Source organism: Rhodanobacter ginsengiterrae (genome assembly GCF_050026815.1).
Lineage (GTDB): Bacteria > Pseudomonadota > Gammaproteobacteria > Xanthomonadales > Rhodanobacteraceae > Rhodanobacter > Rhodanobacter ginsengiterrae.
In genome coordinates this window covers 397,979-410,500 of sequence record NZ_JALBWO010000056.1, presented here as the reverse complement: position 1 = coordinate 410,500, position 12,522 = coordinate 397,979, and the positions used below count along the sequence as shown (strand labels likewise).

9 protein-coding genes are annotated in these 12,522 nt (G+C 59.4%); 5 read left to right on the top strand and 4 right to left on the bottom strand.

The window, feature by feature from the left end; translation table 11 throughout:
* The 4 genes from ACQGNJ_RS14760 to ACQGNJ_RS14745 all read left to right on the top strand — a co-directional run bounded on the left by ACQGNJ_RS14760 (position 1) and on the right by ACQGNJ_RS14745 (position 2,800).
* Entirely contained in the window at positions 1-165 is a 165-nt protein-coding gene (locus ACQGNJ_RS14760; RefSeq protein WP_426689996.1) for a hypothetical protein, read from the top strand.
* A gap of 129 nt (positions 166-294) precedes the next feature.
* The gene (locus ACQGNJ_RS14755) at positions 295-936 is read left to right on the top strand and encodes an HK97 family phage prohead protease (protein WP_426689995.1); all 642 of its coding nucleotides are present in this window, start codon (positions 295-297) and stop codon (positions 934-936) included.
* Positions 937-956: 20 nt separating this feature from the next.
* Positions 957-2,120, top strand: coding sequence for a phage major capsid protein (locus tag ACQGNJ_RS14750; RefSeq protein WP_426689994.1), 1,164 nt, complete (start codon positions 957-959; stop codon positions 2,118-2,120).
* 305 nt (positions 2,121-2,425) lie between these two features.
* Positions 2,426-2,800, top strand: a complete 375-nt coding sequence (locus ACQGNJ_RS14745) for a hypothetical protein (protein WP_426689993.1) — start codon at positions 2,426-2,428, stop codon at positions 2,798-2,800.
* Positions 2,801-3,231: 431 nt separating this feature from the next.
* Here ACQGNJ_RS14745 and ACQGNJ_RS14740 read toward each other — a convergent pair whose 3' ends face one another.
* Both ACQGNJ_RS14740 and ACQGNJ_RS14735 read right to left on the bottom strand, forming a co-directional pair.
* Positions 3,232-3,834, bottom strand: a complete 603-nt coding sequence (locus ACQGNJ_RS14740) for a hypothetical protein (RefSeq protein ID WP_426689992.1) — start codon at positions 3,832-3,834, stop codon at positions 3,232-3,234.
* A 784-nt stretch (positions 3,835-4,618) separates the two neighbouring features.
* Positions 4,619-5,923 (bottom strand): hypothetical protein, encoded by a 1,305-nt coding sequence (locus ACQGNJ_RS14735; RefSeq protein ID WP_426689991.1) that lies wholly within the window; start codon positions 5,921-5,923, stop codon positions 4,619-4,621.
* 287 nt (positions 5,924-6,210) lie between these two features.
* Here ACQGNJ_RS14735 and ACQGNJ_RS14730 point away from each other — a divergent pair, with 287 nt between their 5' ends.
* Complete coding sequence (locus ACQGNJ_RS14730) at positions 6,211-7,848, top strand: hypothetical protein (RefSeq protein WP_426689990.1); 1,638 nt, start codon at positions 6,211-6,213, stop codon at positions 7,846-7,848.
* Between the two features lie 436 nt (positions 7,849-8,284).
* On the opposite strand, the gene ACQGNJ_RS14725 is transcribed toward ACQGNJ_RS14730, so the two are convergent.
* Together ACQGNJ_RS14725 and ACQGNJ_RS14720 are read right to left on the bottom strand one after the other, a co-directional pair.
* Positions 8,285-10,180, bottom strand: coding sequence for a UvrD-helicase domain-containing protein (locus ACQGNJ_RS14725; protein ID WP_426689989.1), 1,896 nt, complete (start codon positions 10,178-10,180; stop codon positions 8,285-8,287).
* Complete coding sequence (locus ACQGNJ_RS14720) at positions 10,177-12,504, bottom strand: AAA family ATPase (RefSeq protein WP_426689988.1); 2,328 nt, start codon at positions 12,502-12,504, stop codon at positions 10,177-10,179. Before ACQGNJ_RS14720 ends, ACQGNJ_RS14725 begins: the two co-directional genes overlap by 4 nt.
* Positions 12,505-12,522: the final 18 nt, after the last annotated feature.

The following is a 12,522-nucleotide window of genomic DNA, read 5'->3' as shown; positions in this document are numbered from 1 at the left end:
GTGAGTGAAGCCGACGCGGCCGGACTGGTGGGGCTGGCAGCCGGCACGCTCCGCAATCTGCGCGCTGGCACCTGCCCGCTGCCGTTCTACAAAGTTGCCGGCCGCGTGACCTATCGACTGGCCGACCTGGCCGAGTTCATCGAGCGCCAGCGCGCCGACGCGTGAAGTCGTTGCACGGAACCGCACGGAACCGCATAGAAGCGCACTCCACGACATAGGCGACCGCGCGCCGAATCGTCACGCTGGCAACGTCAGCGTGCGCCCCGCACGCCCCAGCTGATCGGGACGATCGCCATGCAAATGCTTGAACTGAAACTCGCCGCTGATCCGGCAGCCGCCGGCAGCTTCACCGGCTTCGCTTCCACAACCGACCTTGACCGATCCTCAGATGTGGTCGAGCCGGGCGCATGGGCGCAGACCTTGGCAGTCTGGAAGCAACGCGGGGGCCGTGTGCCGCTGTTGTATCGACACGATGAACCGATCGGCGCGATCACCACCGCCACCGCCACCGGCCGCGGGCTGGAAGTCGCCGGGCAAATCGCCATTGCAACGCCGACCGGTGCCATTGCCTACGAGCTGGCGAAGGTTGGCGGGTTGTCGCTTTCGATCGGCTTTGTGATCCCTGCAGGCGGCGCGACGGTGGTCGGCAACGTCCGGCACATCCACGCAATCGACCTTTACGAAATTTCCCTTGTACCCATCGCAGACAACCCGGCGGCCGTCGTGTCGTCGGTCAAGTCTGCGAAGGATTGCAAAACCATCCGCGAGTTCGAGCACTTGGCGCGGGAAGCGCTGGGCCTATCCGCTCGCGGAGCGAAACAACTAGCGGCCGTGGGCTGGCCGGTGTTGTACCGAGACGGTACGGCACAGCGTCGAGACGATGCGCCGCCCGGCGTGACTGCTGAACAGGTGCGGCGTGCGCTGCGCCTTTCCTAACCCTATCGAGGCAAAAAACCATGGAAAACGAAATCATCGAAGCCGTGCGCGAGCACGCGGAAAAGATCGAGGCGAAGGCCGCGGCCGATCGTCTGGAAATCAAAGCACTGAAGACTGAGCGCGACGAACAGCGGGAGCGCCTTGCCGGTATCGAGCAGGAAGTCGCCGAGATGAAGGGCCGCGGCCTGCACGGTGGCGGCAACTTCAACGCAGCGCCGAACCCGGTCCGCTCTTTCGTCGAGTCCGACGGCCTCAAGGCGTTTCTGGGCGGCCAGAACAGCACCGGTCGAATCGAGCTGAAAAACAGTTCGGTGAAGATGCTTTGCAAAGCTGTCGTGAATACCGGCCGCGGTGGCGTCGGCGATCAGGGCTACACGGTCCAGAACGATCGGGACAGCAACAACCTGTGGGGCTTCGCGGTGCGTCCGCTGACCCTGATGGAAGCATTGCGCGCCATCCCCGTCACGACCGGCAGCTATGAGTTCACGCAGCTGGATCCGTCCTACTCGAACGCCGCGGACTATCAGGCCACCGAGGGCGCGGAGAAAGCCGAGGGCGGCTTCCCGACCGTGGATGCCGTGGCAACGATCGCCACCATCGCGCACTGGATCCCGGTATCCAATCAGGTGCTGGCGGATGCGCCGAGCCTGGAAGCGCAAATCGACAACCTGCTGCGCATCGGCGTGTTCATGCGTGCCGAAAATCAGGTACTGAACGGGGTCGGTGGCACTGGCAAGATCAAGGGCATCATTCCGCAGGCGACGGTATTTGCTGCGACTGCCGATGATGCGCAGGATCGTATCGGCGAGGCCGTGACCGCGCTGGCTGCAGCAGGCTGGGCAGGTCAGCCGGCCATCATCATGAACCCGACGGACTGGGGCAAAATCACCCGCACGCGCAGCACCACCGAAGGAACGTATCTGCTGGGCTCGCCCGTCGCCCCAGCACCGCCGGTGCTCTGGAATACGCCCGTGATCCAGTCGGCATCGGTGCCGGCAGGAACTGCGATCGTGGCCGACCTGAGCCAGATGGCGTTGCTTGATCGCGAACAGGTCACGGTGCAGGCCAGCCGCGAGGCACGCTTCACGTCGAACCAGACGATCTTGCTTGGCGAGGGTCGCCTGGGCTTGGCGGTGTTCTCGCCCGGTGCGGTGCTCAAGGTGGATCTGACCCCGACCACGTAAGACAAGGCGCAGTGCGCGGTGCCGGTGCGCCAAGTTTTTGAGCCGGCCCGCCCCGTGTAGCTGGGCAGTCATGGGATGAAAACAACGCCAGCAGTTGGCGCCGGTGTAGCCCTTGTGGCGATCCTCGCCGGTGAGTCAGCAACCAGCCCCGACGGTCGCGCGATCGGCCGTCGGGGCAACCACTCCAGCCCGACGCAACGCGCTGCAGCTTGAGGCCCCCCGAGGGCGGAATCAAAGCTCCCGAGCGCGATCACGAAGACCGCGCAGGCCCCTAAATTCACGCGTCCACACTTGAGGTATTCGCCATGGTGGCCCATCGCAAACCGAGCAACGTATTGCAGCTGTCGGGCGCCTTCGCGAAGAATCCGCAGCGCACCCGTACCGACCCAACACCCCGCGGCCCGATCGGTTCAGCCCCCAAGCAGGCGCCGATTACCTTCCGCAAGGCGTGGGATTTGATCGTGAAGGCGTGTCCTGAGGGCGTGCTCGCCGATCGTGACCGCCTGGCCGTCGAGATCGCTGCATCCCTGTTCCAGCAGTTCCGCGCCGCGCCAGCAGAGTTCCCCGCGGTCAAACTTGCACGCCTGCAATCCTTGCTGGCTGATCTGGGCATGACGCCCGCGGCAGCATCGCGTGTGACGGCAGCACCGAAGCCCCAGCGCAACGACTTCGACGACTGAGTTCGAAAGAAAGCCCCCCGCATTGCTGCGAGGGGCCGGATACTCGATCACATACAGAGGTCGACCAAAATCTAGACGACTTGCAAGACATTCACGAACACGCTTAGCCACGCTGCGAATCGCATAATCTCAAAACGCTTTGTGGGAGCCTTTGCCCGCTTCCGCCGGCGGGATTTCTATTTACGATGTGCCATGATTTTTTTCCTTTTGGAGAGGGAGGGGCAAAATTGTCCCGCCCACGATTAGTCTAACTGCCGATTCCCTCGATGTAGAGCTTCCGCGATGCGACTACACGTTGCCGCGCCGAGCGCCTACGTCGCTGGCTATCATGCCGTGCGAATCTTTCCCCGTCCCGCGAGTCTGGCCCGAGCCGACCAGCGTCAGGCAACAGCCGACGCAGCACGTCAGGTGGAACCGACGACCTGGACGCATCAAATGGCAGGCGGCCAACTCACCAAGACGACCTCGCTCCCGTCGGCCTTGCGATCGACCAGCGTCCAATTCGAGAAATGCGCGGTCCCGGAACCATCGTGTTCATATGGTTGCCAAGCACTCACCGAAAGATACGTGGAATTCCGAGCCTCCAAATCGCGCACTCCGAGCTGAAAGCCGTCCCGGTTGACAATCAGTGCGCCGACTTGCGAATCGCCCTCAAGGGTCGCTCGCGGCCCAGCCGACTTGAAGCCTAACTCATGGGCTTGTATCGCTAGTGCAGTGAGGTTGTTCGCGTGCTGGGCAATTCTCAATCGTAGTAAATCCGCCCCATTGTCGAGGCATAGATAACCGCACGAACGCGACCCATCAAAGCCGTTGGTTCGCAGATACAGTCCAGAGAGCACCGAGTTTTCCGAGATCAAGTAGAACAGTTTGCCGGGCTGGATCTGATCTACCGTAGTTGTCTCGAAGTGATCGAGTGAAACGAAAGGAAGCATGATGTTGTTGTCCTTTGTTGGTGGCGGTGTCTGGATATTGGCAGCGGTGGCGATGAAAAGCTGTGGGAAAAGTCCGCCATGAATTCCAGCCGTCATCCCCATGCCGCCAACCTCTCCACGTCGCGCCCTTGGGACACTGGCGGGACACGGAAGCCGAGAATTGCTAGTAATCAGCAGCTCCAGCCAACAGATAACCCATTGAAGCTAAACGCCTTCAACTGTCGGCAACAATCACCCCCTGCGACTTAAAATCTCTCTTGTCAATTCTTTTTCCAATGAATATGTAGGTCACAAAGCTAGATGCAGCGCGCTTTTTCGGTCTTCGAGTAGGCGTTCCAAATGAACCGCCTAAGCTCTAGGTGTCACCTAGGAGTCATGCGAGCGGTAAAGTTGAAGCAATCCCGGCTTACCCGGGCGAACATCAGCTCAGCAACGAGTCAAACCAGCCCGAGTGGTGAAACTGGTAGACACAAGGGACTTAAAGCAATTTGAGCCCTCCAGGGGAAACCCTCGAGGTGAAATCCGTCAAATTCGGTGAACGCCCTGGATGCCACAAGCATTCGAGCCAATGCCGAGCCAAGCCTCCGAACCAAAGTTGGAGGAAGGTGTAGAGAGCAGACGGCGGGCACCTACGGCTTGCAAAGCTACGGTGAAGGCGTGCTCCAGACCACGAACAGCGCTTGCGCTGGCGGCGAAAGCCGAAGTGGTAAGAAAATCCCTCGACCTTGCGGTCATGCCGGTTCGATTCCGGCCTCGGGCACCATTCAGCGCCGCTCCTCACCAGGGCGGCTTTTTCGTCTGCGAAGATATGGCATCTGCACTGGTCGCACCGCTTCGGAATGGGATTCCATTTACACCTCTCGACTTCATCTGTGGACCACCGCGCTCAGCTTTCGAGGTCCTCTCCCCCGTCTTTGCCCTGCTGTCCATCATCTGGCCACCATGCAGGAGGCCAGGCCTTCCATGACGGGACCGTCAGGCAGCGCTCCAAGATCTCATCTACAGGACTGCGGCGGGACAATTCCTCGCGCACGACACGCACCCAAACAGCCGCCCGCTCGCCCAAGGGCTCACGAAGATCCGGCGCCCGCTTCTCCAATCGAGCCAGGAAAGCCTGCAACCGGCTGACGCGGGCATCCGCATCCATCATCAGGAAGGCCTGCTTCAACTGCTCGGCCGTGGCCTCCCTCTGGCATTGCTTGCGTGCCTCTAATGCAGCTGCCTTCTCTGCTTCGATTTCCCTCGCCTTCCGGTCCCGGCGCAGTTGCGGCTGCAGGCATGCCAGCTGGAAAGCCGTACGTACGATCTCGTCGACCTGGCCCTGCAGTTTTTCTCTGGATCCTTTCCACTCCCTGCGTGCCTGGTACTCCGTACCGGAGATACTGAAGGTGAAATTCCCCGAGGGTCGCATTTCGTATTCGCTCGCCCAGGACGTCTCCTTCTTCCGTGCAGCAAACTCCTTCGGGGAAAGCCGGATGCGCCTATAGCCCTCGGAAAACCTGATGGCGAGTACCTCTCCCTTGAAGTGCATCTCGACAGCAGGAGCAGTGGCGGATTGGCCAGCGTGTGCGGCAGCCTCGCCCTCACGTCGCACGATCTTCATGGCTCCGGCAGCCAGCCCGCCCAGCACTGTGGCATGGAACCGCAGGGTCCAGTCCATGGGTTCCAGGGACGCAGTGATATCAAGGCACCCCTTTCGAATCAGGCTGTATCGTCCGTGCTGCTCCCCTGGAAGCCAGTCGCCAGGATTGTCGGACCGCCATGCGCCGGACCGCCCTTGCTTCCACTTCTCGATCAACCTGGGAAGGCGGTCGCAATATCGCTGCGTGACCCTCACCAACGGATGTGTTTGCTCGAGGTCCGCGGCAAACGTAAGCGGTGGCAGGTCCCGAGCGAACGGAGCCTGCTCCTGCAGTGCTGCACTACGACGTTCTTCTGCTACCTGCTGCCGGGCAACCTCTTCCAGATCGCGGGTCGCGAGCTGCACCGCCACATCCAGTTCCGGGGCCGGCAGGGGAAGCCTCGGCGGATGCTGTCCTGCCTTGAGCTTGGCCCAGTAGCCGCGTGGAGGGACCGGGACGGCGTGCCGGCGACAGGCCTTTGCCAGGCCGACATCTGATATCCCGAGCTCGGCCGCCAGCCGGGTCATCGGCACCGACCACACCTTCTGGTACAGATCACTACGCTTCATGACTCCCCCAGATACCCACCTCGGCCGCACATATCTTGATCGCGCGATCCGTCAGACAATTGGAATCACTATCCAGCGCGCGAAGGAAGCCGCCAAGGTAATATCGAGTGAACGAATCAACGCTGGTCTTCAGATTCCCAAAGGACGCGAATGCAAGAAATCATGCGCCGCTGAGGACGGGAAGATCGCGGCGCGCGTCGGCGCAGCGTCGTGACGATATCGTCCAATACGGAGCGAGCGTACGCTTACTATCTATGGAGTGGGTGTGGGACGGAGGAAAGAGCGCCATGAAATTTTCACGACTCAACCGCTATCGAACCGGCGGCACCGGCAGTCATATGCGACTCAGCCTGCCTGTGCCACGTACTCCCGATGGTCGCACCTATCGCTTCTCACCGAATGAAACTGCACATCCCCGCCACTTTGTGCTCGGCCAAGTCGTTGCCGACATACCTTTGACGGATGCGCTGCGTGCAAGGATGAAGCTGGAGCCGCGAACGAAGCAGACGGTGTGCCCTTACAGCGGCACCGTTGCCGACGACGACGCCTTCAGGCATCCCGACGACGTCAAAGCCGCCGTGGAATTGGTCAAGCACGAAGCGGCCCAAGACGTCCAGGATGCTCTCGCTGAAATGCTCAAGAACGTCTTCAGCGGAAGATCAAGCAGAGGTCCGATCCGGATCACCGCAAGCGTCAAACAGAGCACTCCTCAACCGAAACCGCGCTTTACTCGCCAGGACCTCATGCGCGAACTGGTTTGTGACCATTGCGGTCGCGACTATGGCGTCTTCGCGATAGGTCTTTTCTGCCCGGACTGTGGCGCCCCGAATTTGAGACTTCATTTCCTGCGCGAAGTCGAACTAGTCGACGGTCAGGTGTCGCTCGCCGAAAGCGTCGGCACCGAAAACGAGGAGCTCGCCTATCGTCTCTTGGGCAATGCCCATGAAGACGTCCTCACCGCGTTCGAGGCGACGCTGAAAACAGTCTATCTCCATGGAAAGGCGAAAGTCGATACCGGTCCAGCCCCGAAAGTCGGCAACGATTTCCAGAACGTCGATAAGACACTAAAGCGGTTCGGGGAGCTCGGAATCGACCCGTTCAAAGATCTCGCGGAGCCCGAGCTCGCCGCATTGAAGCTCAACATCCAGAAGCGCCATATCATCGGTCACAACCTGGGCGTCGTGGACGACAAGTTCGCGATGCACGCGAGTGACGCCAAGGTCGGTGAGACCGTGCAGCTCGTCGGCGAGGACATCAGGCATTTTGCCGCGATCAGCCAGAAAGTCACCGACAGGCTCGACGGCTGGCTGGGCGGCTCGCCATCGCCGACGATCGATCAGTCGTCGTTGCTCCTCACTATCAAGGAGCCGACTATGAATCCGGATGATCCGAAAAACCTCATGGCACTCGATCTCCAGATCTCATTGCTCGCACGCAAGATCGGCGTCTGGGTCGCTGAGAACTGTTCCGACGGTCAGCATGACTTCGTCGATGTCGAAAAGCTTCAATCCGCCTTCAGCGAAAACACCGAAGGAGAGCTCGAGGAAGCGATCGCCGAACTTGAGATGGACGGTTTCGTAGAAGCGAGCCGCATGCTCGGTGGCGGCTTGCCGCATTTCCACCCAACACTTGACCTCTACTTGACGTTCGATGGGCCCGCGTTCGATCGCGATCCGCTCGCAGATGTGGCTCGTGTCGGCGAGCTGGCGTTGTCAGGTCCGGACAGCGTGAATGCCGAGACTATCCTTGAGCAAACCGGCTGGGAAGTGCGCCGATTCAATCCGGCGTTCGAACGTGTGGCTTCTGAGGTTCCGGATGGTCGTGTCAGCCGTGAGTTCGGAACGCTATTCACGGTACCTTACTTTCATCTGCTGCCGGAGGATCGGGTACGAGTGAAACGCTTGATCTCGCGCTTGCGCGGCTGAGCTGCGGAGCTTGGCCTCGATCCGATATAACTCAAGTCAAACTTGTAGTGTATTCATGAAGGTGCGACCCCAACGGATCTCACCTTAGATCAGCGCTCGCTTCTCCTCAAATAAAGGAGCGCTGTGCTTTCCTCCACTCGATCATCAACAAGCCGCCCAAACCCGCATGGTTAAAGGATTTGGCTGTGATCGACATAAGGCCTTTACCGTCGCTTTTACCGTCAGAAACACACGCCCTTTGCTGGCGCGGAAAATGGAGCGATCTGGGGGGCGACTCTGGCGACACCATCATCAATCGTGGTCGATCATACCGAACAAGTAGCCGAACTTCGGCCCATCACATTGGATGAATTCACAGGCGCACCCATAGACGCCTCCAGCATATGCGGAATCAGCGTTGACGCACTCCTTCAAGCATTGGAGACAGCCCGCCCGTCTAAGGTAATTCGGATAGAACCTCATCTGCCGTGAACCACTCATCTGCGATGACATGTGCCCGAACTGCAGCAGGGTCTGGAGAATAGACCACGAGAGCCAAGCTAGATAGAGCGCGACTGCAAGTCACATAGAACAAGCGCCGCGTACGATCCACGGAGGTTTCTCTGCCCTCCTGTGCATTCTTGATGTCGGCGGCCGTAGGCGCTTTTGCACCTAGCAGCTTGTCGTAGCCGAACAAGAAGCCTCGGGCCTCCCCATCATCCATGAGAACCATGACGCGCTCGAATTCCAACCCCTTCACCCCTTGATGGGTATCGAACGGAGCCTCGTGCGCGACGTATGCGGCATACGGCGCTATTTCCGAGAATGCACAGTCAAGGAACGCGACGAGTGCCGCGATCTGATCACTGACAGGATCAGCCTTTTCGTCGTCTGGTGCCCCTCCCGGCTCGGCGTGCTTGGCGGCCAATGCGGCTTTGAGACGGTCGGGGATCACGAAGAGGTTGGTTTCGGCGATGTTCGCTGCGATCGCAGCGCAGGTGGGCTCGCCGTTAGCCCATAGAACCATCAGGCTATCGATGGCAGCCTGTGCGGCACGAAGTTGTGCCAGCGGCTCGTCATTGCCCTTCAAGGTTTCCTTGCTGAGTAGCGGGGAGTTTTCCCGTACCAGCTTTGCCGTAACGAATTTATCGCCCTTCTGCTGCGCCGTGACGAGCGGCAGAACGTAATGGGTAAAGAATCGGGTCGGCGCAAAGCTGCCTTCGAGAAAGCTCGTCCGGTAGTCATCAATGGAAGCCAGCGCTTCGAACATTTTCAGGAAGCCCATCCGCTTGGCGGCCATATGATGTTCTAGCGTCAGGATTTTGCATTCGCTGGCGCTGGCCCAATTCTGATCTCCAGTTAGCCCCGCCATGTAGTTCCGGACTCTTTGCTCCAAGACAGGCTTATCCGGCACATCGACTGAGAACACAAAGAGTCTCGCCCAGCCTTCCGGCCGGTCGTCGCGCGGCTCCTGCTTGTGATTGTCAGCGCCACCGCGAATCTGATTGATGAGCCGGACAATGCGGCGGGGGCAGCGGTGGTTTAGCTTCTTTTCCGGAGTCGCCCAGCTCTTCGGTATCTCGCTTTCGATCCGCTCTTTGCCATCCGGGTAGATGCGCTGCATCGTGTCGCCAATCAAGCCCAGGCAAAAGCGATCAGCATGCGCGTTCTGCAAGACGAACAGGGCGTCAATTAGTGCCCGGCTGGTGTCTTGGCTCTCATCGATCAGCAGGAATGGGAACTTCTCGACGAACATGCGCCGCATGAGCGGCTTCGTGAGCAGGAACGTCGAAAATATCTTGATGACTTCGCTGTGGTTCAGCGAGTTACGTTCTCTATTGTCGCCGTTGGGATTGTAGGTAAAGGTCTTGATATCGGCGAGCCGCTCCAACCGACGCTGCTTAGAATCGATTTGAGCTTGACGGGCGACCGACGCCTTGGTGCCGGGCCTGCCCTTCCCTTCTTCGGCTTGAAGGTCGGCAACCTCACGTTGCAGGTTGTCTTTCAACCAAGCACGAATATCCGCGTTGAACCCTTGTATCTGCGACCAGGCGAAACTATGGATAGTGCACACCACGAATAGCGGATCGTATTCCGTGCGCCGCACAATCTCGTCACATGCCGCATTAGTGTAGGTGATTACGGCAACCTGCCGCCCGCGCATACGAAGCGTATCGCGGTAGGTCTTCGCCAAATAGTTCAGAGCGTTTACAAGTGAGCGCGTCTTACCCGAGCCTGCACCGGCAAACAGAAAGAAGCTCGTGGGCTTCTCCAAGCTCAGGAACCCAGTCAGCTCTTCTTCTACATGATCGTCGAGCGTAACGTTTGACAGCGCTCCGACAACGTTGTTCACGCCGCTATCTCCTCGGCTGCGGCGGCCGCTTCGACCGGACCTTCGCCCGCCATCTGAGCGAGCCCGAGTTCGACTTGCTTGTGCTCAAGCTGATCTGCTAGCCACAGCAAGCCATCGCGGATGTAGGCCGGGGAATTCAGCGAAAGCGGGTCTTCAATCTCAAGCAGATCGAGTGCGAATTCAGCTTTGCCCCCGCCTTCGAGCGCGGTCTTCAGTGCCCCGCTCAGGGCCGTCAGATCGGCGCTATTGGTGATGGCGGCGCGAAACTTGGCGATGAGTCCAGTTCCAGGCAATGCCTCAAACAGGTCGAGATTTGCCATCACTATCGCGTCTTCCAAGGTGTAGGAAAGCGCCTCGGCGGTAGCGCCTTTGAACGTTGCCTGGATGGGCGACTGGTAGGCAACGCGCACCGAAAAATTCTCGTCTGAGTAGGTTTTTACCTTTTCGTTCTCGGGCTTGTCGAGCAGTGGATCGAGGTCATTGATGACGGGCCACCACGTCCGCAGAGTTGCATTGCGTGTCGTGCAGCCTGCACCTCGCACCGGAGGTGCGCTGGCACCTGCCGCGTTGCAGGAGTCGATGTCGGTGATGACCAGCGTGGTGAGCCCGATCTTCTCGATCAGGCTGCGCAGCTTGTGGGCATGACTGCCACCGATTTCAAGCCAGGTGATGTAGCTCTCCGAGAGCTTCTCGAACTCCAGATGGCAGTTCACAAAATTGGGCACGAGGATGCGTTCGGCTGGCCCCTCGATCAAGACTGCGGCATCGGCAAAGAACAGGTCGCAGTGGGTAACGCGCAGGTAGCGGGTTACGAATCGCTTGGTGTCCGGATCGGCACCAAACGCATTTTCCAGGTTGACGACGCACGAGGTCGGAATCGCCTTTTGACCGCCTGGGAGGCGGCGGAAATAGCGCAGAGAATCAAACTCGCACTCGTGAGCGATGTGGCTCGAATGAGTGCTGACCACCATTTGCGTCACGAAATTATTGCTCGTGCCGAGGTCACCATGATTACGCAGAATCTTGTGCGCCTGGCGGATGAAAACCTGCTGGACCTGGGTGTGAAGATGCACTTCAGGCTCTTCGATCAGTACCAAATGCAAGGGCGGGATGATCGTGTCGTCGGAAGCCTTGTGCCTGGCCTTGCCAACACGCATCCAACTATCGCGGAAGGCCATGAGGCGGAAGACCATAGAGATGAGATTCTGGTAGCCAAGCCCGTTGGAATCCTCCGGCAAGTACAGGTCGATGGCTTCCTCGCCGTCATGGATCGGTACGACAAACTGCACGGCAGCGTCGTGATTCAGTCCTTCAACGGGACGCAATCGTGTCGAAATGCTCAGCTTTGGGTCCGTGACACCTGGATAGCCTAGCTTGTGCATTTCCTTGAGCGGATTCTTGAAGCCATCGTTAAGCCGCAGGTTGAAGGCTTGCTGGGCTTCCTCGATCGCCTTGAGCGCAAGAAGATCTTGCGCATCTGGGTTCTCGTAAGGATCGAGATGGCGACTATAGTATTGGCGGAGCTGGACTGACAGCTTTCGCGATCCGCTGACGGTGGCGGAGGTCTCCTCGCCGTTGTCCTCGCCCGCCATACCAAAACCTCGCTGGGCGCTGATTTCGTCGATGCGAATGAGGCCACGGAACGGGTCACCGTCGATCGGCTCGCTGCCATTGAGCGCCTGCGGCTTGGCTAGTCCATACTCCGGATCGACACAGGCAGCCGGATCGAGTACGTAGGCCCTGACCGTGAAGAACGCTGTCAACCTGCGCTGCAGGAACTCGACAAGATTCTGTGGCCAGATTGCAACCTGAAAATCGGCTGCAGGCTTGCCTTGCTCCTCAGCCAGGGCGGCGCCAGCCGTCTGCAGCGTCAACGCCTGTGTCCGTGCCGTCACATATTCCTGCTGTAGTTGCGCAGCATCCTTCGGCTCCAAGCGCATCCGCACGCCTAGCCGTCCGCCATCCCAATCGAGGGTTGGCACGATCTTCTGGACGTAGTGAACTTCGTTCTCGGCGACTTGAAGCCAGACATCAAGGAACGGCAGTGCCGAGTCCCATTCGGATTCGGGCAGCGGCTGCTTCGCTACATGCGCCGCTTCCCAGGCGGTGCCCATCGCGTTGATCGCCGGCCAATGGGCGAGCGTGAAATCGTTGAAGCAAAAGCTGGATCGCTCTCGATCCACGAGGAAATAGCGTAGCACCGTGATGGCCGACGTCTTTCCGCTGTTGTTGGCTCCTACGAAAACGGTCTTTTCGGAAGATAAACCCACTCGTGTCGATAGTAGTTTTCTAAAGTTACCGATCTCGACGAACTCAATGCGCATGGCTCGCTCCCCCGCCGC